Genomic DNA, 25,981 nt, shown 5'->3' with positions numbered 1-25,981 from the left:
AGAGGCTAGATTATTGCTTATAAAGGTCTTTGTCTAAGCCATATTTGCGCATCTTGTCGTACAGTGTTTTGCGCGGTAGCCCCAATGCGTCCATGGTGTCTTTGATCGAGCCTTTTTGTCGCATCAACTCTTGTTCTAACAAGGTTTTTTCAAAGCGTTCAAGTTGCTCTGGCAAGGTCATGACACCGGGGTTGTTTTCATTAATAATGATTTGATCAAATTCAAAAGAGCCAGCCTCTCCCATCAAAACATAACGCTCGGCAAGATTACGTAGCTCACGCACATTACCTGGCCAATCATAGCTCAATAAACTGTGCATACGTGCGGCAGACAGAGGTTCAGATTCACGTTTGTATTGCGCGATGGCAATGAGGCAAAAGTGCTGCCACAATAAAGAGATGTCGTCTTTTCGCTCACGCAGTGGCGGAATATCCACACGCACCACGTTTAGTCGATAGTAGAGATCTTCCCGAAAGGTTCCCCCTTCGCTTAACTGTTTCAAATCAACCTTGGTGGCCGCCAAGATACGTAGGTCCAAATCGATCGCGGTGTTAGAGCCTAAACGCTCCAAACGACGCTCTTCCAATACACGCAACAGGCGAATCTGCATCGACATAGGCATGCTTTCAATTTCGTCCAGAAACAGTGTACCGCCATTGGCATGTTCAAGCTTACCGATGCGCTGGGTTTTCGCATCCGTAAAGGCCCCTTTTTCGTGACCAAACAATTCCGACTCCATAATAGAATCCGGCACAGCACCACAGTTAATGGCCACAAACGTATGGCTGCGACGCGAACTGTGTTCATGAATATAGCGTGCCACCAACTCTTTACCGGTGCCCGTTTCGCCCTGAATCAGGATGTCAGCCCCTGTGTCGGCAACATGCAACAGTGCTTGACGTAGGCGATGGATCCCTGGTGTATTACCAATGATGCGAGGACCCGGTGCATTTTGTGCGGCTAACTCAAGACGCAAGTGGCGGTTTTCTAAGGTCAGTTGACGCTTCTCTGAGGCTCGGCGTACTACTTCAAGAAAGTCTTCATTCGAGAAAGGTTTTTCAATAAAATCATAGGCACCATCACGAATAGCGTTCACCGCCATGCTGATGTCCCCATGCCCCGTAATCAAGATAAAAGGGATCTCTGCATCAATTTTTTTGACGTCTTCAAACAATTCAAGACCACTTTTGCCCGGCAAGTTAATATCGCTGACAATCACCCCTGACCAATCTAGGGATAAACGTTCCATGACGCCCTGTGTCGAAGCAAATTCGGTGACATGAAACTCCTCTAACTGCAATGTCTGAGAAATCGCCATACGTACGGCTTGTTCGTCATCAATGAGTAAAACATGCTTGTTCTCTGACATCAGACTCCCTCTTTTGGCTGGTGATGGAAACACGGTAGACTAACACAAAATTCGGCGCCTCCTGATGAACGATTCGACGCTCGAATTTGCCCACCCATCGCATCAATGATGCGCTGACTAATCGACAACCCAAGCCCCAGCCCCAAGCCAGATGATTTGGACGTGAAAAAGGGTTCAAATAAATGTTTGATCGCCTCTTCACTCAGGCCATTGCCCGAATCCTGAATGCAAATAACAATATGATCGTCAGACAGGCGTTGCTCAATAGCAACACACCGAGAATGGTTAGGGGCCTCCAAAATGGCATCAGCGGCGTTGGCCAAAAGATTAACCAACACCTGCTCTAGAAACACCATATCCCCATTGACGATAAAGCCTTGATCTTCTTGTACGACCAACTCAATGCCCACCTCTTTATAACGTGGGCTCATGATTTTAGACGCCCCCATAATCGCCGTCTGTACCGCAATAGGCCCCTGTTGTACGTCCCCCTTACGAGCAAACACTTTAAACCGTGCGATGATGTCACCCATATGATGGCCGAGCTGGCTGATGTGCTGTAAATTCGCGTGCGCCTGCTCGTACAGGCCTCGGTCTAAAAACTTTAACCCATTACCAGCAAACGCACGAATAGCGGTCAATGGCTGATTCAATTCGTGGTTTAACCCCGCTGTTAACTGCCCTAACACCGCCAATTTTGCCGTTTGGATCAGCTCTCGCTGGGTGCCTTTGTGTTCTTCAATTTCTTGACGCAAGCGCAAGTTAGCGCTTTCCAATTCAGCGGTGCGCGCTTTAACACGTTGTTCAAGGTCAATACGTGCCTGAGTAATGTCTTGCTCATACCGCTTACGCTCCGTCATGTCATGAAACGTGACCAAATAGCTCAAACGATTCGGTAATTGCATTTCACATAACGTCATTTCAACCGGTACCGTATTTTGCTCCGAGTCACATAAGTGGCCCTCTTGAGTCAGCACCTTAATGCCCAAACCGCGGGGTGTGGTCGAATCAAAAACATCTGGATGCAAGGACAACGCCGCCATACCCTGTTCTTCTGATTGAAACAGCACACTAAGAGGTTGTCCGACCAAAGGCGCTAACGGTTGACCAATGAGTTTTTCCACCGCGGGGTTAAACGACTCTATTTGATGTTTCTCATCGAGTGTTACCAACCCCGCTTGAGTATTTTGAATCACCTCTCGAATGTAAGCCTGATTATGGCGTGTCATTTCATTGGCGTCGGAACGCTCTCGTAACATGCGGCCACGCAACACAGCCAACCCAAATAACAGAGCGGCAATGGTTACGCCCCCAGCAAAAATCGCCCGCCATAATGCAATCTCTTCATTGATGGTTTTAAGCGGTGCTAGGATAGAAATTTGAAAGTTTAATAATCGAATAGGCCGACTCATACGCAAGTAAGCTGAGCGTTCTAATGTCGTACTATCAGCGATCGACGTGTTCTCCAAGATATCGATAATATGCGATTCATCGTCGAACGGTTGTTGATACACAATGGCTAATTTTTCAATGGATTGACCAAAGTAACGCTGAGACTCGGCAATGCGCTGTAACTCAGCAAAAGACAGCTCTCCTAGGACACGATACAACCAACGCTGTTGTGAGCTACTGAACACAATACCATCTGGGTCTAACAGCAAAAACTCATAGCTTTGATTGGCAAAACGCTTTTCAAATTGCGTCAAATCCACTTTGACAACCACAACCCCAATCACCTTTCTCTCAGCGTACACCGGATAAGAAAAGTAATACCCACGGCGATTAGAAGTGGTGCCAAGTGCATAATACCGTCCCGATTTCCCTGCCATAGCGACTTTAAAATATGGCCGAAAAGCAAAGTTATTGCCGACAAAGCTGGCACCTTGGCGGTAATTCGAGGCGGCAATGGTCAAGCCATCGGTATTGAGAATATAACTGTCTGATGCTTCTGTAATACGATTGATTTGCTCCAGCTCGCGGTTAAGCTGTGCGATGTCCTCGGGAAGCCCATTCCGTAACGCTTTGATGACCCTGTCATTAGAAGCCAGCAAGGTCGGCATATGCTGGTATTTCGCAATGGCGCTTTCCAATACATTGGCAAGCTGGGCGAGTTGTTCCGACGTGTTCATTCTGAGAGTTTTGACCTGCTGATTTTTCAGCGCTTCTCCCCCTTTCCACGTCAACAGTGCCGTCAACACAAACATCAACAGGTACAACCAAGCTCGGTGCTTAATCAGCTGACTCGCAGTATGGCTAGGCGTGGTCGTGTGCAAAAGGCAAAACCTCTTTGATGTGTGATTTTTGGCAAAGCAACATCAATAATCGATCGACCCCTAACGCCACCCCAGCACAATCAGGCAAACCACTTTGCAAGGCCGTAATCAGGCGTTCATCAAATTGACGATCAACAAGCGCCATGTCCGCACGAGCCTGTTTGTCTGCGATGAAACGACGCGCTTGCTCATCGGCATCGGTGAGTTCATGGTAACCGTTTGCTAACTCCATGCCTTGCCAATACAACTCAAAGCGTGCCGCAACCAAGTGACCGGTTTCATCTACATACGTTTTCGCCAAGGCGGCTTGAGAGGCCGGATAACTGTGGATAAAACAGGGCGCATGCTGACCGATTGCAGGCTCTACCACACTGGCAAATAACAGCTCCAGCAAGGTGTCTCTATCGCCTTCTTGCAAGCCGTATTCGGTATGTTCGTGGGCTTTTTGTTGTAATTGCTGTAGCGTCGCACGAAAAGGGTCAAGCCCTGTGTGGCGTAAAAAAGCGGCTTGATAACTGAGTCGTTCGCACTGCAAAGCGTCATTGTCGATTAAAGACGCCAATAATTGCTGCATCTCATCCATAAGTTGCCAATGGTCAAAGTGCAGTCGATACCATTCCAACATAGTAAATTCAATACTATGGCGACGCCCGACCTCTTCTGCTCGAAACACTTTCCCTAGTTGATAAATGGAGCCCGCCCCCGCACATAACAAGCGTTTCATGGCAAACTCCGGCGACGTTTGCAGATAGTAGGTCACGTCTTGACCTTGAGTACGGGTCTGGCTGGTTAAGACTTCAATGTGTGGATCGGTGATGCTGGCCAATGACAAACATTGGGTATCAACCTCCATTACGTCACGGGCATCAAAGAAAGCGCGTATTTTTTTCAGTAAACGCGCACGCTGTTGCAAGGTGGCAAGAGTCACAGTGGGTTGCCACAAAGAGGCTTGATACATGTTAAACACTCTTAAAAAATAAAGAACATCATAACAAATACCGACATAAAAAAAGCAGATCCAAAGATCTGCTTTCTAATAACCCGACAGTGATTCTTACTTACTGCACGAAAAGTGGATTAAAAGTCCAACGCATCTGCATCGTCTTCGGCATCATTGTCTTCTGCAGAAGCTTCTGCCTTATCATCCGCTTTGCCCTTTTTGGGTAACAAGACTTCCCGTATTTTCGCTTCAATCTCCGTGGCGATAGCAGGATTATCCGCTAAATACTGAGCCGCATTGGCTTTACCTTGGCCTATTTTACTGCCGCCGTAAGCGTACCAAGCCCCCGCTTTATCAACAAAGCCCTGCTTGACACCCAAATCAATGATTTCACCCATACGGTAAATACCTGCACCGTACATAATTTGAAACTCTGTTTGTTTAAATGGCGGAGCAATCTTGTTTTTCACCACCTTCACTCGCGTTTCATTACCAATGACTTCATCGCCCTGCTTCACTGAGCCAATACGACGAATGTCCAAACGAACGGAAGAATAAAATTTCAGTGCGTTACCACCTGTTGTGGTTTCCGGTGAGCCAAACATTACACCAATTTTCATACGAATCTGGTTGATGAAGATCACCAAGCAATTAGCACTCTTAATGGAGCCTGTTAACTTACGCATGGCTTGAGACAGCAAACGTGCTTGTACACCCACTGAAGAACTGCCCATTTCGCCTTCAATCTCAGACTTAGGCACCAAAGCGGCTACCGAGTCGACAATAACCACATCGACGCTATTAGAGCGTACCAACATGTCAACAATTTCTAGCGCTTGCTCACCCGTATCCGGCTGAGAAATCAACAGTTCTTCAATGTTAACACCCAGTTTTTCAGCGTAAGCAGGATCTAAAGCATGCTCAGCATCGATAAACGCACACGTCTTACCCTGCTTTTGCGCTTCAGCAATCACACTCAAGGTCAGAGTCGTCTTACCAGAAGACTCTGGCCCATAAATTTCACAGATACGGCCGTAAGGTAAACCACCTGCCCCTAGCGCAATGTCCAAGCCTAGCGATCCGGTCGATACGGTATCAATGTCCAGCTTGGTTCCTTCTCCCATCTTCATGATGGCTCCTTTACCAAATTGACGCTCAATTTGGGACAGGGCAGCGTCCAGTGCTTTTTTCTTGTTGTCTGCGATAGATGACATTATGTGATCCTTGTTTCCAATTTTGTTATCGCTAACTCTAGCGGTTTTTTAGAGTAAGCTCAAGAAAATACTGTATATAAAAACAGTGTTATTTTTTAAGGTTTTCATAGCGTTTTTTAATCCCTTGAAGGGCCGCCAGCACCGTGGCTTCACGGACAGCCTGTCGATCTCCAACGAATTGAAAACGCATAGCAACCGCTTCTTCGTCACGCCATTGCCAGCCGATGTACACACAACCTACTGGCTTTTCAACTGAGCCACCATTAGGACCTGCCACACCACTGACGGCAACGGCCACGTCGCCACCCAACGCTAACGCCCCTGCACACATTTCTTTAACCGTTTCTTCAGAAACGGCACCACATGATGACAGCGTTTCTTCCTTAACGGACAAGGCTCGCATTTTTGCTTCATTGGCATAACTGATGATACCGCCAAAAAACCAAGATGAACTGCCTGAAACATCCGTGCATACGGCGCCTATCATACCGCCCGTGCAGGATTCCGCAGTGACGAGCATCTGATTACGCGCTTGTAATTCTTCCCCAACCTGCGCAGCCAACTGTGTCATGTTTTGCTGTTGATTCATGCTGTTTATCCCTTAATTCCTAAGACAATATCCCGTAGAATACCCCCCTATTTTTTAGATCACAATCGAGCTTTTTCCATGAGTAAAACACCGGTAGATAATCACACGCCCATGATGCGCCAATATTTCGGCCTAAAATCAGAGCACCCTAATCAACTGCTATTTTACCGCATGGGCGATTTTTACGAACTTTTTTATGACGATGCCAAGCGTGCTGCTCAGTTGCTGGATATTACCCTCACCGCTCGTGGCCATTCAGGGGGTATGCCCATCCCTATGGCGGGCATTCCATTTCATGCGGCAGAAAACTACATCGCTCGCCTCGTGCGTATGGGGGAATCCGTGGTGGTGGCTGAACAAACGGGCGACCCAGCCACCAGCAAAGGGCCTGTCGAACGGAAAATTGCCCGTATTGTCACGCCCGGAACCCTAAGCGATGAAGCTTTTTTAGAAGAAAAGCGCGAAAACCTTTTGCTGTCTCTTGCTCACCAAACTCGAAAGGGCTTAGACGTGTTTGGTTTTTCCTATCTTGATATGGCCAGCGGACGCTTTTGTCTGTTTGAAGTGGACGGACACGAGGCGCTCTCTAGCGAATTACAACGCCTGTCTCCCCGTGAGATTTTAGTCTCTGAAGATTTCCCCGCCCGCAGCCTGTTAAAACTCGAAAAGGGCGTGTCTGAATTAGGCCCTTGGCATTTTGATTACGAATCCAGCTACCGACAGTTAATACAACAGTTTAACACCAAGGACTTATCCGGCTTTGGTTGTGAAGCGCTGACCTCGGCCATTGCTTCTGCGGGCGCATTATTGCAATATGCCAAAGACACTCAGCGCACCGCGTTACCGCATATCCAATCCATCACGGTCGAACACAAAGACGACTCCGTATTGATCGATGGCGCGACCCGCCGTAATTTGGAAATCGACATTAATTTAACCGGCGGCACCAGCAATACACTGATTGAGGTGTTAGACAATTGTGCAACGCCGATGGGAAGTCGACTGCTAAAACGCTGGTTACACACGCCTATTCGAGATCTGGATGAAATTCAGGCACGTCAACAGGTTGTGCATGAATTACAGTCAACCCAAGCCTACGATGGGTTCGAAAGCACACTGAAAAAAGTCGGCGACTTAGAGCGTATTCTATCTCGTGTTGCCCTACGCTCGGCGCGACCTAGAGATTTGCTGCGTTTGCGTTTTGCCCTAGAGGCCACACCTGACATTAAGGCACAACTCGATACCGCCCAATCTGCTCGCCTTATCGCCTTAAATCAACGCATTCTCGCACAACCAGAGACAACAACGACATTAACCAAGGCGCTGGTAGAAAACCCACCGTCGGTTGTACGCGATGGCGGTATTTTTGCGAAAGGCTACGATGAAGAATTAGACGAGCTGCTGGCGCTTTCCACCAATGCCACTGACTTTTTGGCAGAGATGGAACGGACTGAAAAAGAACGTACCGGTATCAGCTCCTTAAAAGTAGGCTTCAATCGTGTACACGGCTATTACATTGAAATCAGTCGCTTACACTCAGACCAAGCACCAGTGGAATACATTCGTCGTCAGACGTTGAAAAACGCTGAGCGATTTATCACCCCAGAGCTCAAAGCTTTCGAAGACAAAGCACTCAGCGCAAAGTCAAAGTCATTGGCTCGGGAAAAAGAACTGTACGAAGATTTACTTGATCAGCTCAATGCCATTCTTAGCGAATTACAAACCACCAGCCAAGCCTTGGCGCAACTCGACGTCTTAAACAACTTTGCCGAGCGTTCGGCTTCACTGCATTTTTGTTGCCCTGAACTGCACAACCGTGGCGGTGTCAATATTGTGGCAGGACGGCACCCTGTGGTGGAAACGGTTATTTCAGACCCCTTTGTACCAAACGATTTAGAACTCAACACGGAACGTTCTTTACTGATGATTACCGGCCCAAACATGGGCGGTAAATCGACTTATATGCGTCAAATTGCCTTGATCACTTTGTTAGCACACACCGGCTGCTTTGTGCCGGCAGAATCTGCGTCTATTTCGGTGGTTGATCGTATCTTCACGCGAATGGGGTCATCTGATGATTTGGCTGGTGGCCGCTCAACCTTTATGGTCGAAATGACAGAAACGGCTAACATTCTTAACAACGCCAGCAAAAACAGCCTCGTTTTAATGGATGAGGTTGGACGCGGAACCAGCACCTTCGATGGCTTGTCTTTGGCATGGGCCGCGGTCGAGTATCTTGCCAACACTCTGCAATGTTATGTGTTGTTTGCTACGCATTATTTTGAATTAACCACCTTGGCCGATCAACTCGATAATGCCGCTAATGTGCATCTCACCGCAACAGAGTACGAGGACGATATCGTCTTTTTACACAAGGTGCATGAAGGGCCGGCTAGCCAATCTTACGGCTTACAGGTTGCTCAACTGGCTGGCGTACCGCGTGATGTCATCCGTCACGCCAAACAGAAACTCAAAGAACTAGAGGTCGTAACCGGCATTGACGTGGAAGGTAACGTGAACAGTCACGCACAAGAAACGCCTAGCGCCAAAGCCCCTGAAACGACACAGCCTAAGACCAAAGAACCACAGGGAAACTATCAGCCACAACAAGGGGATATGTTTATCCAAGCGGAAGAAAACGCTCTTAAGGCGTCATTAAGTGCCCTTGATTTAGACGCCATGACGCCGCGAGAAGCACTGAACGCACTGTATGAGCTACAATCACAGTTGTAGTCAGGCCACTTGAGGCAGAGACGGTATAAGCTAATAGCGGATAAATGTAGCGTATTCGTGATTGTTACTTGCCGCCAAATAGTCAATGCCTCTAAAATAACCAGTAATTATTTTTATAGCTTGTAAGGAGAAGTCGAATGGCTTTCATCGTGACCGATAACTGCATTCGTTGCAAATACACCGACTGTGTCGAGGTTTGTCCTGTTGACTGTTTTTATGAAGGCCCTAACTTTTTAGTCATCAATCCAGATGAATGCATTGACTGCGCATTATGTGAGCCGGAATGCCCTGCGAACGCGATCTTTTCAGAAGATGAGCTGCCAGAAGATCAAGAAGTTTTTGTTGAATTAAACCGTGATTTGTCGATGGAGTGGCCAAACCTTGCAGAGAAGAAAGACGCTCTACCTGATGCCGCACAATGGGATGGTGTAGAAGATAAACTAGAGTACCTAGAACGCTAATTATTTTGCTTTCATTGGCTGATTGATAAAAAGCGACTGACCATCGCTTTTTTTTTGGCACAAAATTTAGACCAAAAAAAAGGGTCGCTTTTGGCCACCCTACTTTTTGCTCACATCCTGTTAAGTCACTCATCCGTTAAGTAAAACATCACTGTTCGCTTCTTACTGAAGCTATCAAACTGTCCTATCGCTTCAACATTTCCACTATGCTGAGCTTGTCCTTTCAACTGTCCGTCGTTTTTGAACGTCTTGTTCAATCCAAAAACACTGTCCTAGTGTTGTTTACTGCTTTTCTGCACTTCGTCTATGAAGTCTGTCTGAATGAGAGCTAGTTTACCTATTTTTGTAGAATTGACAAACTTTCAAAAACACAAAAAAATAAAACAAAATTGTTTATTATCAATTACTTATAAAAAAATTACGGCAAAATCTTCCTTTTACTACTCAATAAAGAAAGAATGCCTACAGCCATGTAAGGAAATACTTACAAGACACCCATAAATTCATCTGTCCAGCGTATGGCTTTTAAATACGTTGTCTTTAAATCGTCGATGTCTTGAGTACTTTTGACTTTATAACCATTACCGTAATGCTCAACCAAATCCAGCGTGTGACCCACTCTTCCAGAACGGTGAATAATGGCGTTAATAAATTCACTGGGCAAAGGCAATTCGCCTAACACTTGATCTAGTTTCATTCCCGTACAGATATCAATCATCGACAGCATCCCAGCGAGGAAGTATTTGTCTTGATTGTTATAGCCACGCGCTTCGGCAAATAACTCGGCGTGTTTCGCACGCACCATAATTTGCTCTAATAGCACTTGCTTTTCCCCCACCATTTCTGACATTAACAGCAAGTTGGTCAGGGATTTCAACTGCTCTACGCCTATCAACATGATGGCCAGTCTTACTGAGTCAACGGAAGCGACTAACCCCGTCACGGGGGAGTTTAGATAACGCAATAATTTGTGCACCAAACCCGCATCTTGGCTAACAATACTTTCTAACTTATCGATGCTTAAAGTAGAGGTATTTAGCAAGGACGACATCAATTGCAACAAGGTCATACTGTTCACTTTCGATGCCTTGCTGTACATTATTTCCGGTTTCTCGAAGAAATAACCTTGGAAATACTCAACCCCCAGCAGTCGACAAAATTGATAGTCTTCCCATGTCTCCACTTTGTCGGCAATAATTTTAACGTCAAAACCTCTTAAAGACTCTATTTGCTGGTGAAATTGGTCACGCCCTAAGGCTAGGATATCCAACTTAATGTACTCTGCTAATTCAATAAACGGCACAAGTTTACTGTGAAACACAAAACCATCTAATGCAACCGAACATCCCTCTCTGACCCAACGGCGCAGCGACGACAGTAAAATGGCATCAAATCCTGCCTCTTTTTCCACCTCGATCACCATGTTCTCTTTATTGATGGGGACACCGGTTGGGCTCAATAAATAAGAACGAGAGAAATTGATAAACGCTTTACTGCTACCGACCATGTTACCCATGCCAATCTCCAGCAAACTGGCGGCAATGACCTGAGCGGTCGCGCCTACGTCATCCATGATATCGGCTTCCACAGCGACGGCATTTTGACGATAAAATAACTCGTACCCCATCACCACAAGGCGACTGTCAACGATCGGTTGTCTTGCTAGGGCAACATTAGCATAGGCGAGAGGAGCAGTTTCAGGCATAAGGTTTGGTTCCAAACAGGTCGTGCAAAAAAGTATTCAAGGTGAATTTATCAAGTGTCTCAATATTGCTTTAAAATTGCCATTGGGCGCAGACAATAATCTTGGTAACATGAGCCGTTAGATAAAGCATAATAAAGCAAAAATCTGTGGGGAAAATAATGCCAATATACCGTTCTAAAACAACCACCTCTGGCCGTAATATGGCTGGAGCCCGTGCCCTATGGCGTGCAACTGGTATGAAAGACGATGACTTTCAAAAACCTATTATTGCTGTCGCCAACTCTTTCACGCAATTTGTTCCAGGTCATGTTCATCTAAAAGACATGGGGCAATTGGTCGCGCGTGAGATTGAAAAAGCCGGCGGTGTCGCAAAAGAGTTTAACACCATTGCAGTGGATGACGGTATCGCCATGGGTCATGACGGTATGCTTTACAGCCTTCCTTCCCGTGACTTGATCGCAGATTCCGTAGAATACATGGTGAACGCACACTGTGCAGATGCGTTGGTGTGTATTTCTAATTGCGACAAAATCACACCGGGGATGTTAATGGCGGCAATGCGCCTCAACATTCCTGTTATTTTTGTGTCTGGTGGTCCAATGGAAGCCGGTAAAACCAAGCTTTCTGAAAACAAACTAGACCTAGTGGATGCCATGGTCATCGCGGCGGACCCAACAGCAACGGATGAAAAAGTCGCTGAGTATGAACGCTCTGCCTGCCCTACCTGTGGTTCCTGCTCTGGTATGTTTACCGCTAACTCAATGAACTGTTTAACAGAAGCATTAGGGCTAAGTTTACCAGGCAATGGCACAACATTGGCAACGCACTCCGACCGTCATCGCTTGTTTGTCGAAGCGGGTCATCGCATTGTTGATATTACCAAACGCTTTTACGAAAACGATGAATCAAATTGGGCACCGCGTTCCATTGCCAGTTTCGAAGCGTTTGAAAATGCCATGACACTTGATATCGCAATGGGCGGCTCAACCAACACAATTTTGCACTTACTGGCGATTGCACGTGAAGCCGAAGTTGATTTCACGTTAGAAGACATCGACCGTTTGTCCCGTAAAGTGCCTCAGCTTTGTAAGGTCGCGCCAAACTCGCCTAAATATCACATCGAAGATGTACACCGTGCGGGGGGTATCTTTGGTTTGTTAGGCGAGCTGGATCGCGCAGGTCTATTGCATAATCAATGTCATACTGTTCATACCAGCACAATGAAAGAAGCACTTGAGACTTGGGACATCATGCGCTCTCCAACGCCTGAAATTATCGAGTTTTATAAAGCGGGCCCTGCAGGCATTCCAACGCAAACGGCGTTTAGTCAATCTACTCGCTGGCCTTCCCTTGATGGTGATCGTAAAGACGGTTGTTTCCGTTCGATTGAAAATGCCTTCTCTATTGAGGGCGGTTTAGCGGTGCTTTACGGCAACATTGCTCTTGACGGCTGTGTGGTAAAAAGTGCCGGGGTTGATGAGTCCTGCTTGGTTTTTGAAGGCCCAGCTCACATCACCGAATCTCAAGACGAAGCCGTGAAGAACATCTTAGAAGATGAGGTCAAAGCGGGTGAAGTGGTTATTGTCCGTTACGAAGGGCCAAAAGGTGGACCTGGTATGCAGGAAATGCTCTACCCAACGTCTTACATCAAGTCAAAAGGGCTAGGAAAAGCCTGTGCCTTACTGACTGATGGTCGCTTCTCGGGTGGTACCTCTGGTTTATCTATCGGTCACGTGTCTCCTGAGGCTGGTGCAGGCGGAGCAATTGGTCTGGTAGAAAATGGTGATATTATTCGTATCGACATTCCAAATCGTACTATTGACGTGTTGCTAAGCGATGAAGAGTTGCAAACACGTCGCGAAGCGATGGAAGCAAAAGGCATTGATGCTTGGAAGCCAGAGAAAGATCGCCCACGCAAGGTGTCGCCCGCATTAAAAGTGTATGCACACTTCGCGACCAGTGCTGATAAGGGTGCCGTTCGAGACATCAGTAAAATAAATTAAACCATTGTAAACGACGTAAAAGGCCGCTTTGCCCTATCGGTGTCGCGGCCTTTTTTATCCTTTCTTAGATGACTTATCACAGGACACCCCATGCTCAGCTATCGCCATATTTATCATGCAGGCAACCACGCTGATATTTTAAAACACCTCACCGTCAGCCAAATTTGTCGTCATTTCGTCAAAAAAGACGCGCCCTTTTTCTACCTAGACACCCACGCTGGCATTGGTCAATATTCGCTTCAGTCTGAGCAAGCGCAGAAGAACAAGGAGTTTCACTCCGGTATTGCACGACTTTTCGCTGAGAAGGACCTGCCTGAGCACATCGAGCAGTTACTGGATATTGTTCGCGACCTTAATCCAACTGACGCACTTGAGGTTTACCCCGGCAGCCCAAAAATTGTCGATTATTATGTTCGTCAAAAAGATAAGCTTCACCTGTGTGAATTGCACCCTAACGACTACCCTACGTTGGCGGCCTTATTTCCTAATAAACGCAAAGCGAATGTGGTCAAAGACGATGGTTTTGCCGCAGTCAAAGCCATGTTGCCACCGCCACAAAAACGTGGCTTTGTCTTAATGGACCCGCCCTATGAGGTGAAAAAGGATTATCAATACGTCGTACAAGCACTCGAAGAAGGTTACAAGCGCTTTCCTCAAGGCACCTACGCCATCTGGTACCCTGTTCTTAATCGCCAACAAGCCAATGACTTGCTGAAAAATGTCAAGGCAACGAAAATTCGCAATGTTTTATTGCTTGAACTCTGTATTCGAGACACAGAACAAGAGCGCGGCATGGCAGGAAGCGGTATGATTATTGTTAATCCACCTTGGACGCTCGAAAAAGAAGCCAACACCTTTTTGCCAGTATTAAGTCGATTACTGGCAGAAGATCAAAAGGCGGGCTACCAAATCACTTGGATTACCCCAGAATAACCAAGGACGACAAAAAGGAGCCTGTCCACATGAGCACCCCGTTCGAACTAGCCTTTGACTATATGCCTACTCCCGCGTTTATTATCGAAAGCGGTACGGGAAACTTGTTGTCTTACAATCGTAACTTCAAAATACTTTACGATAAGGTAGACGCAACACCGCCTTCTAACTGGTCACTGCTGTGTGAAGACCCTTTACACACAGAAGACTGGTCAACACTGGATCGAAAAATCCAGAACGGCGCCATAGAGCGTTGTGAAACCTTGGTACGTATCGGTGACAAACTGGTGCCCATGCAGTTAAACGTGCAACACCTAGGTCACTGTGTTCTTGCCTGCGCTTACAATACCGACAACATGGATTTATCGGCGGCAGACAACACATTACTCAAGTTCGCTTTGACCGAATCCTCTGCGGGCCTCTGGGTTTGGGAAACCGATTCTGACCTGATCTCTTGTTCTAAATCGATTGCCACGTTACTGCATTACTCACTTGATCAAGCACCGCGTTCCACATTGGAATGGCACCGCCTTGTCCATCCTGATGATGTCACGAAACTGGCCAATGTGGTTCGTGAACATGTGTCCCTCAGCCAAGACTATTATGAAGTCGAATACCGAATTTTGACCGGCCTACAGGAATACATGTGGGTAAAAGAGCGCGGCAGAAGTTACTCAAAAGGGCCAGACGGCAGCATCAAAAAAGTGATTGGTTTTGTGGTTGATATCAGTCATCAAAAAGCCCTTGAAGAACACTTACGCAATCAAGCGACTTTTGACGAGTTAACGGGCTTATTAACACGTGGCGCGGCCATGACGCATTTTAAAAAGCAGCTGGGCTTAGCAAAACGTCAGTACACACCGCTTACCATGGCGAAAATTCATCTCGATGCAAACAATCGACTGAATACCTTGCCGATGGAAACACGCAATATTGCCATTCAAACTTCAGCACGCTACCTTTATAAGAAAATGCGCGAATCTGATGTACTCGCCCGTGTAGAGGCGGACAAATTGTTGCTATTACTGCCTAATACCAGTGTTCGCGATGCTCAAAAGCGTTTAAAACACATGGTGAACCCCACTGAAGCAGAGCGCGCGATGCTCTTATTAGGGGGATCCGAGCCTGCTGATTTTTGTGTCGGTATTGCCGCCTTCCCAGAAGATGGTGAGACCATTGATGAGTTGGCTTTAAGCGCTAACCAAGCTGTTGAAACCGGTCAAGCCAATGATCAACAAATCGTTGTGAATTAAACGTTAGTCGCAAACACACCACGTCGCACAACGTCAGTAAACTGCGTACGACGTGGCTTTTTGTTATTCCGCGCTGGTTCGTTGATAAACGGAGAAGCGGTAATCGTATGGGTTATGGCCTGATGCCTCAAACGCGTCTTCCCCTAGCAGAGTAAAGGAAGGCCAGTCCACTTCAGGAAAAAAGGCATCGCCTGCAACGTCCGCATCCACATGTGTAATGTACAAACGATCCGCTCGCTCTAAAGCCAACTCATAAATCTGTGCACCACCAATAATCATCACTTCTTCTTGGCCATTTACTAAACAGATGTCTTCTCCAAGAGAAATCGCTTGCTCAAGGCTTGATACCACATCAACGCCTTCTGCTTGATAGTCTGGATCGCGGCTAATCACAATATTACGGCGGCCAGGCAGAGGCTTACCAATAGATTCAAACGTTTTACGTCCCATCACAATGGGCTTTCCCATGGTGGCTTGTTTGAAGTATTTTAAATCATTTGGCAAGTGCCATGGCAAAGCATTATTAATGCCGATGGTTCGGTTCGTCGACATAGCAACAATTAATGAAAGCATATAAATGGCCTTTTCTATGAGCTTAGGAATTTATTTTGATTCTGATACAATGAGAAGATTTTATCATATCTATATCGAACTTAGATTACATTTACTCAGCTGCGTGTCATGACGCAAGCGAACGCTAAGGCACTTTTATGAGACAGTATTTAGATCTTTGTCAGCGCATTGTTGATGAAGGTGAATGGGTAGCAAATGAACGCACTGGTAAGCGTTGTCTTACTGTGATTAACGCCGACTTAACCTACGATGTTGGTAACGGTGAGTTCCCATTAGTAACGACTCGTAAAAGTTACTTTAAGTCTGCTATCGCAGAGATCATTGGCTATTTACGTGGTTACGACAACGCCGCTGACTTTCGCGCACTAGGGACGAAAACATGGGATGCTAACGCGAATCAAAACGACGTTTGGCTTAATAATTCATTTCGTAAAGGCGAAGATGACATGGGGCTGTGTTATGGCGCCATTGGTCGTAACTTCCCAAAAGCGGACAACAGTGGAAAAATCGATTTATTAAGACAAATTATCGATGATTTAACGCGAGGTGTGGATAACCGTGGGGAAATCCTCACTTTTTATCACCCAGGTGCTTTTCATATGGCCTGTTTGCGCCCTTGTATGTATAGCCATCACTTCTCATTACTGGGTGACACCTTATATTTAAACAGCACTCAACGAAGCTGCGATGTCCCCTTGGGATTAAATTTCAACATGGTTCAAGTCTATGTGTTATTGGCGATTGTGGCGCAGATTACAGGGAAAAAACCAGGTAAGGCATTCCACAAAATCGTCAACGCTCATATCTATGAAGATCAATTAGAATTAATGCGTGACGTACAACTCAAGCGAGAGCCTTACGCCCTACCCACATTGAAGATTAATCCAAAAATCAAAACCTTAGAAGACATTGAAACTTGGGTGACTATGGATGACTTTTCAGTGGAAGGCTATGAATTCCACGATCCCATCGCCTATCCTTTCTCTGTATAAAGGATGCCCAAGATCTTCTCTGTAAAGGGTGGCTAAGAAATACGGCTATGGGTTTCCTTTTTGCTGAAAGCGACTGATCAGTAGCAGCAAAGCAACCAAACTGGCCGCCCCCATACAAGCGATAAAGACGTTGTTTATATCACCTGGAATCAACTCGATAAATGACGTCAAAAACTGACCAGAAAATATCGCCATGGTGAAGTAAGACAAATTACGCCCTCGTACCGCCGCAGGGCTTCTTTCTACGGTCATGTGGTTCAGCAAAGGAATACTAAACCCAAAGCCCGTACCGACAAATAGAGCCCCTAGCACTAATACCCAAAGGCTCGCCTGGCCAAAACACCAATACGCGAATGCATATAAAGCAAAAGCTGATATGAGTAAGCCAGCTTGCCCCAACCTTCTTTCAAGTCGAGGCATGAAAAGCGCTGAAACAACCGCCATAGACGAGATTAATGCTAACAAATAACCCACTTGTTCTTCTCGATAACCCTGTTGATGCATGGCAATTGGCAAGACGACCATGCACGAGAAAAACACCAACATGGCGAGGGTTGTACAAAGATACACTTTTTTTAACGAAAAATAGTTAAGCGTTAAAGCCGCTGACCCATCACCTTTGGACTCGTCTTCAAATTGGGGGGAGTGACGAGGTACAAAAAACAACAGCATTGCCAAAAATACCCAGCCTGCTAAATAAAGACTCAAGGGTAATCCCCAATGCTGTACCGCCAATTGACCGCCTAAAAATAAAAATATCACGCCACCCAGCTCAATGGCCATCCCTTGCTGTGCCATCATGCCAAGGCGTTCTTTATCCGTGTACCACTCCGAAATCAGGACGGTCCCACTGGCCATCACTATCGCGGTCACGCCACCCAGTGCAAAGCGGTTGATAAACACAGGAATAGGGCCATATAACACAAAAACAAACGCACCTATTGCACCGTATAAAAACAGACCAATGATGAGGCAAGAATACGCCCCGTAACGATCAATAACCTTGCCTGCTATGGGCGCGCAAACCACCGCACCGAGTGAAGGTAAAGTCATCAACCAAGTTGGTGAGCCATTAACGCCAAGGCCATTGGCAATACTGAGTAACCCTGGTGCAACTAATGCGCCCACCATAACGGTTAAGCTAGCAATGCATAAAAGCGTGTAACGACCCAGTGACGATAACTGATTAGAAGGGTGCATGTGTTTCTCTACTTTAACGGTGTTATTGAAGATTCATAAAACGAACGATAGGATAAAGCCAAATAATCTATATAAAAAATGTTAATATTTTATAGAATTTATCAACAATCTGTATAGCAGGTAACATCATGGATTTTAAGACGCTCAAGAGCTTTGTCTCTGTCGCCACCCACCGAAGCTTTTCAGGCGCAGCCAAGGACCTTAATACTGTTCAGCCGGCAGTGAGTCGACATATTTCCATGCTTGAAGAGGAGCTTGGGGTTACACTCTTTGAACGAAGTTCTCGACAAGTGACCATTACCCGGGCGGGCAGGCAGCTGTTAAAGGACGCAACACAGATACTCTCTTTGTCGAACCAAGCCAAGCAGCAAGTCATTCGCGCTCATAATGGTGACATTGGAAGCCTCACTATTGCCTACCTTCCTTCGGCTTGTTTGACCTTTATGGCCCCCTTGGTTCGTCGTTATCGAGAACGTTACCCAAAGGTGACTGTCCGTTTGTTGGAAATGACCGTTAGTGAACAAATAGAGGCTTTCTTAGAAAATAAAATTGATATTGGTTTTTCACGACCTCTACCGCCCTCCCTACAACATGACTTTCTTTGTCATGATGTGTATACCGATCAACTCGTTGCCATCGTTAGTTCAGATCACCCGCTCGCCCATCAAAAAGAAGTGGACCTGAAGGCATTAGAAACGAATAAATTTATCTTATTTAACCGAGAAGAGGCTGTTGGTTTATTTGATGATGTCATTTTGATGTGCAAAGAAGCAGGGTTTTCGCCTAATATCATTAGCCAGCCAAAACACATGCAAACCTTATTAACCGAAGTGTCTGCTGGATTTGGCGTCGGTATTGGTCCCTACTGCATTCGCAAACTGTACAGTGAAGGGTGCCACTTTCTTAGCATAAAGCAATCAAAGAAAGCGGTTATGACGGAGCTACAGTACAAGGCGTCTGATCAAGACGCCTTAATAACGGCTTTTGTTGATATCACTTTAAAAGAAAGAACAGCCATTCAACAAAGCATGCAATAAAATCGGCGTAAGACAGAGTTTATTGTCGTTATGCCTTAGGGAAAGCTTTCAGCTTAAAGCCCATCACTACCAACGCTAAGCCCACAATCACCATAGGCAAAGACAGCAATTGACCCTGTGTTAACCAGCCAAAAGCAAGGTAGCCGATTTGTACGTCTGGCTGTCGCACAAATTCCACAAGAATACGGAATAAACCGTAACAAAGTAGAAACAGGCCAGAAACACAGTAACGTGGTTTGGTTTTTTGTGAGAAAAGCCATAAAACGCCAAACAGAACGACGCCCTCTAAGGCAAACTGATAAAGCTGTGATGGGTGACGGGCCAGCTGTAAAGGGTCAGCAGGAAACACCATTGCCCAAGATACGTCTGTCGGTTTGCCCCATAGTTCCCCACCAATAAAGTTACCCAAACGCCCTGCCCCCAAACCAATGGGTACGAAAGGTGCCATAAAGTCGGTAACGTCCACTAGGTGTTTTTTGTAACGGCGAGCAAACACCAGCATGGCAAGAATCACACCCAGTAAACCGCCATGGAAAGACATGCCGCCTTCCCAAATCCTAATTAATATCATAGGGTTATCAACAAAGGCAGAGAATTGATAAAACAGGATATAGCCAATTCGCCCCCCTAAAATCACCCCTAGTGCGCCATAAAAGATGACGTCACTCACCATATCTGGCGTCCATAATCCATTTGAACGCTTAGCGCGATACATACCTAATAAATAAGCCCCCGCAAAGCCAACTAGATACATAATACCGTACCAATGCACGGCAATCGGCCCCACTGCAATCGCAACGGGATCAATGTTCGGATAAGAAATCATAATATTGTTGGCAAACCTCGGATAAAAATCACTCTACTTCGGTGGTTTTTGATGGACGAATAAGGCGCTCAATGTTCGCCTCACGCATCAGTCGTGTCATGGTTTGTGTGACCGCTTCAGCATGAGAGAGTTTCATGACCTCGGCCAACATAAATTGTGCCTGTTGCTTTGAAATGTTCCGAATCACGGCTTTGACTTTTGGCAGACTGGTTGAACTCATAGAGAGAATTTCGTATCCCATTGCCATTAATAAAATAGCCCCCATTGGATCACCAGCCATTTCACCACAAACGCTTAACCCTACGTCTTCATCACGCACCTGGTCGACAATGCTCAAGAGCGCACGCAACACAGAAGGGTGAAAAGAATTGTACAGATCGGCAACACGGGGATTATTACGGTCAACCGCCAATAAGTATTGCGTCAAATCGTTACTGCCCACCGATAAAAAATCGACCATTTCTGACAGCTCTTTGACTTGATACACCGCAGCCGGTATCTCGATCATCACACCGACTTTCGGCATTCTGACGTCGTGACCTTCTTCTTTGACTTCCGCATAACCTCGGCGAATCAGCGCCATGGCTTCTTCCACTTCGGCCACATTAGAAATCATTGGCAGCATGATTTTCAAATTATGCAGACCAGCACTGGCCTTAATCATGGCTCGGATTTGAGCCATAAAGATTTCCAAATGGTCCAAGGTCACTCGGATGCCACGCCACCCTAGAAATGGATTTTCTTCATTAATCGGGAAGTAAGAAAGCGCCTTATCTCCCCCTATGTCTAAGGTACGTACGGTTACCGGTGCTGGCGCAAACCCTTCTAATTGCTGGCGATAAATGACCACCTGTTCCGCTTCGGTAGGGAAACGATCGCGCACCATAAAAGGCACTTCCGTCCGATACAAACCAATGCCTTCTGCACCACGATCCAACGAGCGAACAATGTCTGCTGACAAGCCCGTGTTCACGTATAAAGATAAGCGCTGACCGTCGAGCGTCTCACAAGGCAAATCTTTAAGGGTTTCATACTCTTCTTCGAGCAAGCGCTCTTCATCAACGATTTGCTGATAATTTTCCAGCAAAGCCTCAGACGGGTGCGTAAAAATCTTGCCTAAATAACCATCTACGATCAAATCGACTTTATCGAGCTGAGCATAAGGTAAATCCAGCGCGCCCATCACCGTGGGTATTCCCATAGCACGGGCTAAAATCGCCACATGAGAGTTACCCGAGCCCATGACTGAAACCAGCCCTTTAATCTTATCAATCGGAATCTCACCCAACATGGACGCCGTGAGTTCTTCCCCAATAATGATCGAAGGTTCACTAAAGCGTTCGATGACCGTGGGCGCTTTTTCTTGCAAGTGCGATAAAATACGACGGCCTAAATCGCGCAAGTCGGAAGCACGTTCGCGCAGGTATGGGTCATCCATACGGTTAAACTGGTTGATGTGGGCTTTGATAACTTGTCTTAAGGCACCTTGCGCCCAGTTGCCCTCTTTAATTTTGCGAACGACTTCCCCCGCTACTGAGTTGTCGTCTAAAATTTTGAGATACACATCAAATAAGGCTTTCTCATCCGCTGATAAATGCTGGCTAATGCGATTGCTAGCACGACGGATGTCTTGTCTTACGGCTTCAAGGGCTTGGTAAAAATCTTGAATTTCTGCGTCAAACTCTGTGGTGTATCTGTCGGGTATCACATCCAAATCTGCTGGAGGAAAAACCACCACACCACGCCCAATGGCGACACCCGAGCTACCGGGTACGCCCTTGTAACGAAAATCAGAGCCGTTAGGGATATTATTTGGCGTGAGGCTGGCAATGGCACCGGTTGCTTCAGCGTGTGCAATAACGCCCGCTAATTGTGCCGAAAGCGTAATAAGAAAGGCTTCTTCCCCTTCGTCAAAACGACGTTTATCTTCGTGCTGTACCACCAGCACGCCCAATACTTGACGATGGTGAATGATCGGCACACCGAGGAAAGAGCGATAGCGTTCTTCGCCAGAACCTTTTAAATAATGAAAAGAGGGATGGATATGAGCATCGTCTAAATTGACAGGTTCCGCTCTACGCCCAACTAAGCTCACTAAGCCTTCGTTAGCCTTCAAACTCACTAAACCCGCTACATCAGCGTTCAAGCCACGGGTCGCCATTAAAACATACTCTTTCGTATTGGCATCCACTAAGTAGATAGAGCAGACTTCTGCCCGCATTGCCCTGCGTACACGTCGAACAATAATGTCCAGTGCCGCAGGCAAAGACTGTGCAGCCGTCACCTCTTGAGTAATACGTCTTAGTAAACTTAGCATAGCTCTCCTATCCGTCTAATCGCGCTTATTCGTTGAGTTTATCACTTTTCCAGTCGTCGATGGGCACTGGGAATAAGCTCTTTTAGCGCACGTCGATAAACATCCTTTTTAAACGCAACCACTTGCCCCAATGGGTACCAATAACTGACCCAGCGCCAGCCATCAAATTCAGGGCAGTCTGTACCATCTACGCACACAGACGCATCAGGACAGCGAATGGATAGAAGAAACCACTTTTGTTTTTGTCCGATACACAAGGGCTTACTGTTGTGTCTTAGCATGCGCTTGGGGAGTCGATAACGCAGCCAACCCCGAGTTTTACCTATGATTTCAACCTGGTGTGGGTCTAAGCCCACCTCTTCTTTCAGTTCTCGAAATAAAGCGTCTTCAGGGGTTTCGTCGGATTTGATACCACCTTGAGGAAACTGCCAAGCGTTTTGCCCAACCCGTCTCGCCCAAAGCAATTGGCCACGCTCGTTCATCAATATGATGCCCACATTCGGTCGGTATCCGTCTGCATCAATCACGAGCTATCACCTTCTAATATAAGAATAATTTAGATTCATTGTTCCATAATTCCCCGATTCGCACAATTAAGACGGCTGTTATTTATTCATCTGGAGGCTATAATCCATGCACTTTTGACGAATTGAGGACAGCTTGTGACACTCGCAATATTTGACTTAGACGGTACCTTGTTAAGCGGTGACAGTGATTATACGTGGGGGCAGTTTCTTGTAGAGAAAGGACTAGTCGATGTTCAGGCTTACAAAGAGGCCAATGACAGATTCTTTGTGCAGTATCAATCAGGCACCTTGGACATTCATGAATACCTCGCGTTCAGCTTAGCGCCTTTGACACGATTCACGTCAGAAGAATTGGCTGAGCTGCATCAGACCTTTATGACAGAAAAAATCCAACCTATGATGCAACAAAAAGCACATGCGTTGCTAAAACACCACAAAGATCAAGGGCACTTTTTGTTGATGATTACGGCCACCAATCAGTTTGTCACAGGTCCTATCGCAGAAGCATTGGGTATGGATCACATCATTGCCCCTATTCCAGAAGTCATCGATGGCGCGTATACCGGCAAGATTGTTGGCGTGCCAAGCTTCCAAGACGGCAAGGTAACACGTCTTAATGATTGGCTGGCGCAAACAGGTCACTCAATGGAAGGCAGTTATTTTTACAGCGACTCACGTAACGACTTACCATTATTAGAATTGGTCGAACACCCTATTGCAGTCGATGCGGATGAAACATTAAGCAGAATCGCCAACGATCGTGGTTGGCAACATATTTCGTTAAGAGACTGATTTTTAAATAAAAACGCCGTTGGCAAAGCAACGGCGTTTTATCTGTCTGTTTTGCGCTTGTCTTACAAACCCATATTATTATGAATACGGTAAAACAAGGCTTTTAGGTATTCTGTTTCTTCAATTGCAGGGTGCACCGGATGATCTGGCGCTTGCGTACCGCGGTAAATCAACTGTGAGAAACGCTCTAGCTGGCGGCTGTTGCTGCGAACGATGTCATGCAAACGTGCGGTTTCTAGATGCATTGAACACGATCCTGTTACCAAAATCCCGCCTTTAGCGACTAACCTCATCGCAAGCTGATTCGCACGATGGTATGCCCCTTCCCCTGCTTTGATGTCTTTACGACGGGCAATAAACGCCGGTGGATCCATTACCACCACATCAAAACGCTCTTTATCTTCAATCAACGACTGCATGGCTTCAAAGGCATCGCCGTGCATTAGGTTTGCATCGCCTTCGTACTGATTCAATTTCAAGTTAGCGTCTACATGGCTTAATGCACTTTCAGATGCATCGATAAAAGTGACATCGGTTGCACCGGCAGAAGCGGCCTGTACCCCCCAACCGCCCACATAAGAAAAGACGTCGAGGACACGCTTACCATCGCAATAGTTTTGCATGGTTTTACGGTTTTCACGGTGGTCATAAAACCAGCCCGTTTTTTGTCCATCCCATACTGGCGCTTGAAACAAAACGTCGTTTTCTTGTAGATAGACCAATTCTGGTACGGTGCCAAAAGCTTCTTCTACATACGTGTCCAACCCTTCGATTTGACGCATTTTACCGTCATTTTTCATCAAAATAGCGGTTGGTTTGACAACATCTTGCAATGCTTCAATGATTTCATTTTTAACACGTTCCATGCCTGCGGTCGAAATTTGCACAACCAAGATATCTGCAAAGCGATCAACCACTAATCCAGACAAACCATCAGAATCACCAAATACCAAGCGATAATACGGCGCAGCATAGGTCATGTCGCGCAATGACAAGGCAATTTTCAAACGATGAACTAGGGTAGACTTATTCAATACCGTATCGGTACTACGACTGATGAGTCGACCACAAATTAAGGTATTTGGATTAATTGTCGCCACACCCAATGCTTTTCCTTGTGCTGTTTCGACCACCACCTGATCACCTGGCGTAAATTGCTTTAATGGCGTTGCTGACGTGTCTACCTCATTGCTGTAGATCCATTGATGTCCCGCTCTTAAACGACGATCAGCTTGGCCTTTTAGTCGAATTACACTCAAAATTTTTCACCCAGTATATTTAAAAAAACGCTATTATAAAGACTCTCGATTCAATTGCTACGAAATACGCCGTAGTAACGTCACTTGCCTTTTAAGAAGCGTGCCTATTTTTTATGTCATCACAACTCAACGAAGACCAACTAAAAAGAATACTACAAGGCATTAGTATTCCACCTCAACCACAAATACTTGTCGATTTGCACATGGAACAAGCCATGCCAGATCCGGACATGGCACGTATTTCAGAGATTATTTCACAAGATGTCAGCTTATCGGCGGCTGTCTTGAAACTGGTCAACTCCGCTTTTTTTAATCTGCCCAAAAAAATCACCTCGATTCAGCAAGCGGTGGTTTTTCTTGGCCCCAAAAGCGTGACCAACCTGGTGAATGGCTTGGCGGTAAAAAGTGAATTGTCTGATGATGCGATCCAATCCCTACACGGCTTCTGGGACACCGCAACAGACATTGCGGCCATTAGTTCGAGCTTGGCCAGTCAGCTTAACTTTAAATACCACAATGAATGCTATGCACTCGGGCTATTTCACAATGCCGGTATTCCATTGATGATGAAGCGTTTCGAACGATATCAAGACGTGCTTCAGCAGGGCTATAACGACACAGCATTCAATCTGACTGATATTGAAAACCAAGCGTTTAAAACCAACCATTCAGTCGTCGGTTATTACCTAGCCAAATCGTGGGGATTACCAAAAACCAGTTGCGCTGTGATCGCCAAACATCATCGTATCGACTATCTTTTTACCCATCGTATCCCGGGGGACGGCATTACCCTAACCATGGCAGCGATTCTAAAGATCGCCGAGCATATTGCGGGAACGTATCATCATATTGGGCGTGCGGATGAGGACCATGAGTGGCAAAAGGTGGGTCACTACGTTTTAGACCACTTGGAACTCAGCGAATACGATTTTGAAGGTTTGGTAGAGACCTGTCATGAGCAGGGATTGGCTACTTTGTGACCTTC

At 46.2% G+C, this 25,981-nt stretch carries 21 protein-coding genes; 9 read left to right on the top strand and 12 right to left on the bottom strand.

Features of this window, described 5'->3' with window-relative positions; translation table 11 throughout:
* Window positions 1-10: 10 nt before the first annotated feature.
* The 5 genes from LG368_RS12425 to LG368_RS12405 all read right to left on the bottom strand — a co-directional run bounded on the left by LG368_RS12425 (window position 11) and on the right by LG368_RS12405 (window position 6,385).
* Complete coding sequence (locus tag LG368_RS12425) at window positions 11-1,369, bottom strand: sigma-54-dependent transcriptional regulator (RefSeq protein WP_226755049.1); 1,359 nt, start codon at window positions 1,367-1,369, stop codon at window positions 11-13.
* Window positions 1,369-3,642: an ATP-binding protein gene (locus tag LG368_RS12420; RefSeq protein WP_226755048.1), complete on the bottom strand. Its 2,274-nt coding sequence runs from the start codon at window positions 3,640-3,642 to the stop codon at window positions 1,369-1,371. Before LG368_RS12420 ends, LG368_RS12425 begins: the two co-directional genes overlap by 1 nt.
* The gene (gene epmA / locus LG368_RS12415; RefSeq protein ID WP_226755047.1) at window positions 3,623-4,600 is read right to left on the bottom strand and encodes an EF-P lysine aminoacylase EpmA; all 978 of its coding nucleotides are present in this window, start codon (window positions 4,598-4,600) and stop codon (window positions 3,623-3,625) included. Before epmA ends, LG368_RS12420 begins: the two co-directional genes overlap by 20 nt.
* 119 nt (window positions 4,601-4,719) lie before the next feature.
* The gene (recA, locus tag LG368_RS12410; protein ID WP_226755046.1) at window positions 4,720-5,796 is read right to left on the bottom strand and encodes a recombinase RecA; all 1,077 of its coding nucleotides are present in this window, start codon (window positions 5,794-5,796) and stop codon (window positions 4,720-4,722) included.
* 88 nt (window positions 5,797-5,884) lie between these two features.
* On the bottom strand, window positions 5,885-6,385 hold the full coding sequence (locus tag LG368_RS12405; RefSeq protein WP_226755045.1) for a CinA family protein: 501 nt from the start codon (window positions 6,383-6,385) through the stop codon (window positions 5,885-5,887).
* Window positions 6,386-6,463: 78 nt separating this feature from the next.
* Here LG368_RS12405 and mutS point away from each other — a divergent pair, with 78 nt between their 5' ends.
* Entirely contained in the window at window positions 6,464-9,118 is a 2,655-nt protein-coding gene (mutS, locus tag LG368_RS12400) for a DNA mismatch repair protein MutS (RefSeq protein ID WP_226755044.1), read from the top strand.
* A gap of 137 nt (window positions 9,119-9,255) precedes the next feature.
* Window positions 9,256-9,579: a ferredoxin FdxA gene (gene fdxA / locus LG368_RS12395; RefSeq protein ID WP_226755043.1), complete on the top strand. Its 324-nt coding sequence runs from the start codon at window positions 9,256-9,258 to the stop codon at window positions 9,577-9,579.
* A 484-nt stretch (window positions 9,580-10,063) separates the two neighbouring features.
* Here fdxA and LG368_RS12390 read toward each other — a convergent pair whose 3' ends face one another.
* Window positions 10,064-11,284, bottom strand: coding sequence for an EAL and HDOD domain-containing protein (locus LG368_RS12390; protein WP_226755042.1), 1,221 nt, complete (start codon window positions 11,282-11,284; stop codon window positions 10,064-10,066).
* 158 nt (window positions 11,285-11,442) lie between these two features.
* Between LG368_RS12390 and ilvD the strand changes: the two genes are divergently transcribed.
* The 3 genes from ilvD to LG368_RS12375 all read left to right on the top strand — a co-directional run bounded on the left by ilvD (window position 11,443) and on the right by LG368_RS12375 (window position 15,473).
* Window positions 11,443-13,287 carry a dihydroxy-acid dehydratase gene (gene ilvD, locus LG368_RS12385; RefSeq protein WP_226755041.1) on the top strand — a complete coding sequence of 615 codons (1,845 nt, stop codon included), beginning with the start codon at window positions 11,443-11,445 and terminating at the stop codon, window positions 13,285-13,287.
* Window positions 13,288-13,377: 90 nt separating this feature from the next.
* Complete coding sequence (locus tag LG368_RS12380) at window positions 13,378-14,220, top strand: 23S rRNA (adenine(2030)-N(6))-methyltransferase RlmJ (RefSeq protein WP_226755040.1); 843 nt, start codon at window positions 13,378-13,380, stop codon at window positions 14,218-14,220.
* A gap of 29 nt (window positions 14,221-14,249) precedes the next feature.
* Window positions 14,250-15,473, top strand: coding sequence for a sensor domain-containing diguanylate cyclase (locus LG368_RS12375; protein ID WP_226755039.1), 1,224 nt, complete (start codon window positions 14,250-14,252; stop codon window positions 15,471-15,473).
* A gap of 63 nt (window positions 15,474-15,536) precedes the next feature.
* Here the strand turns inward: LG368_RS12375 and folA are convergent, their stop codons facing one another.
* Entirely contained in the window at window positions 15,537-16,046 is a 510-nt protein-coding gene (folA, locus tag LG368_RS12370; protein ID WP_226755038.1) for a type 3 dihydrofolate reductase, read from the bottom strand.
* A gap of 137 nt (window positions 16,047-16,183) precedes the next feature.
* Between folA and LG368_RS12365 the strand changes: the two genes are divergently transcribed.
* A complete protein-coding gene (locus LG368_RS12365; protein WP_226755037.1) occupies window positions 16,184-17,038 on the top strand; it encodes a thymidylate synthase in 855 nt (284 codons plus the stop codon).
* 45 nt (window positions 17,039-17,083) lie between these two features.
* Here LG368_RS12365 and LG368_RS12360 read toward each other — a convergent pair whose 3' ends face one another.
* On the bottom strand, window positions 17,084-18,238 hold the full coding sequence (locus LG368_RS12360; RefSeq protein ID WP_226755036.1) for an MFS transporter: 1,155 nt from the start codon (window positions 18,236-18,238) through the stop codon (window positions 17,084-17,086).
* A gap of 128 nt (window positions 18,239-18,366) precedes the next feature.
* Here LG368_RS12360 and LG368_RS12355 point away from each other — a divergent pair, with 128 nt between their 5' ends.
* Window positions 18,367-19,275 (top strand): LysR family transcriptional regulator, encoded by a 909-nt coding sequence (locus LG368_RS12355; protein WP_226755035.1) that lies wholly within the window; start codon window positions 18,367-18,369, stop codon window positions 19,273-19,275.
* 28 nt (window positions 19,276-19,303) lie between these two features.
* On the opposite strand, the gene lgt is transcribed toward LG368_RS12355, so the two are convergent.
* The 3 genes from lgt to LG368_RS12340 are packed head-to-tail and all read right to left on the bottom strand — an operon-like array spanning window position 19,304 to window position 22,945.
* A complete protein-coding gene (gene lgt / locus LG368_RS12350; protein ID WP_226755034.1) occupies window positions 19,304-20,101 on the bottom strand; it encodes a prolipoprotein diacylglyceryl transferase in 798 nt (265 codons plus the stop codon).
* 28 nt (window positions 20,102-20,129) lie between these two features.
* Window positions 20,130-22,418, bottom strand: a complete 2,289-nt coding sequence (ptsP, locus tag LG368_RS12345; RefSeq protein WP_226755033.1) for a phosphoenolpyruvate--protein phosphotransferase — start codon at window positions 22,416-22,418, stop codon at window positions 20,130-20,132.
* Between the two features lie 41 nt (window positions 22,419-22,459).
* A complete protein-coding gene (locus LG368_RS12340) occupies window positions 22,460-22,945 on the bottom strand; it encodes an RNA pyrophosphohydrolase (protein WP_226755032.1) in 486 nt (161 codons plus the stop codon).
* Window positions 22,946-23,080: 135 nt separating this feature from the next.
* On the opposite strand from LG368_RS12340, the gene LG368_RS12335 reads away from it, so the two are divergent.
* Window positions 23,081-23,737 (top strand): histidinol-phosphatase, encoded by a 657-nt coding sequence (locus LG368_RS12335; RefSeq protein WP_226755031.1) that lies wholly within the window; start codon window positions 23,081-23,083, stop codon window positions 23,735-23,737.
* A gap of 62 nt (window positions 23,738-23,799) precedes the next feature.
* Here LG368_RS12335 and LG368_RS12330 read toward each other — a convergent pair whose 3' ends face one another.
* On the bottom strand, window positions 23,800-24,996 hold the full coding sequence (locus LG368_RS12330) for a class I SAM-dependent rRNA methyltransferase (RefSeq protein WP_226755030.1): 1,197 nt from the start codon (window positions 24,994-24,996) through the stop codon (window positions 23,800-23,802).
* A 113-nt stretch (window positions 24,997-25,109) separates the two neighbouring features.
* On the opposite strand from LG368_RS12330, the gene LG368_RS12325 reads away from it, so the two are divergent.
* A complete protein-coding gene (locus tag LG368_RS12325; protein ID WP_226755029.1) occupies window positions 25,110-25,976 on the top strand; it encodes an HDOD domain-containing protein in 867 nt (288 codons plus the stop codon).
* Window positions 25,977-25,981 lie beyond the last annotated feature (5 nt).

It is taken from the genome of Marinomonas algarum, from assembly GCF_020532605.1.
In the GTDB taxonomy this organism is placed as follows: Bacteria; Pseudomonadota; Gammaproteobacteria; order Pseudomonadales; family Marinomonadaceae; genus Marinomonas; species Marinomonas algarum.
Note: the sequence above shows the minus strand (reverse complement) of the source record. Positions and strands in the feature narration are given on the sequence as shown.

Coding starts and splice junctions, on each gene's coding strand:
- LG368_RS12425 (WP_226755049.1), bottom strand. CDS start 1,369: ATGTCAGAGAACAAGCATGTTTTACTCATTGATGACGAACAAGCCGTA.
- epmA (WP_226755047.1), bottom strand. CDS start 4,600: ATGTATCAAGCCTCTTTGTGGCAACCCACTGTGACTCTTGCCACCTTG.
- recA (WP_226755046.1), bottom strand. CDS start 5,796: ATGTCATCTATCGCAGACAACAAGAAAAAAGCACTGGACGCTGCCCTG.
- LG368_RS12405 (WP_226755045.1), bottom strand. CDS start 6,385: ATGAATCAACAGCAAAACATGACACAGTTGGCTGCGCAGGTTGGGGAA.
- mutS (WP_226755044.1), top strand. CDS start 6,464: ATGAGTAAAACACCGGTAGATAATCACACGCCCATGATGCGCCAATAT.
- fdxA (WP_226755043.1), top strand. CDS start 9,256: ATGGCTTTCATCGTGACCGATAACTGCATTCGTTGCAAATACACCGAC.
- LG368_RS12390 (WP_226755042.1), bottom strand. CDS start 11,284: ATGCCTGAAACTGCTCCTCTCGCCTATGCTAATGTTGCCCTAGCAAGA.
- ilvD (WP_226755041.1), top strand. CDS start 11,443: ATGCCAATATACCGTTCTAAAACAACCACCTCTGGCCGTAATATGGCT.
- LG368_RS12380 (WP_226755040.1), top strand. CDS start 13,378: ATGCTCAGCTATCGCCATATTTATCATGCAGGCAACCACGCTGATATT.
- LG368_RS12375 (WP_226755039.1), top strand. CDS start 14,250: ATGAGCACCCCGTTCGAACTAGCCTTTGACTATATGCCTACTCCCGCG.
- folA (WP_226755038.1), bottom strand. CDS start 16,046: ATGCTTTCATTAATTGTTGCTATGTCGACGAACCGAACCATCGGCATT.
- LG368_RS12365 (WP_226755037.1), top strand. CDS start 16,184: ATGAGACAGTATTTAGATCTTTGTCAGCGCATTGTTGATGAAGGTGAA.
- LG368_RS12360 (WP_226755036.1), bottom strand. CDS start 18,238: ATGCACCCTTCTAATCAGTTATCGTCACTGGGTCGTTACACGCTTTTA.
- LG368_RS12355 (WP_226755035.1), top strand. CDS start 18,367: ATGGATTTTAAGACGCTCAAGAGCTTTGTCTCTGTCGCCACCCACCGA.
- lgt (WP_226755034.1), bottom strand. CDS start 20,101: ATGATTTCTTATCCGAACATTGATCCCGTTGCGATTGCAGTGGGGCCG.
- ptsP (WP_226755033.1), bottom strand. CDS start 22,418: ATGCTAAGTTTACTAAGACGTATTACTCAAGAGGTGACGGCTGCACAG.
- LG368_RS12325 (WP_226755029.1), top strand. CDS start 25,110: ATGTCATCACAACTCAACGAAGACCAACTAAAAAGAATACTACAAGGC.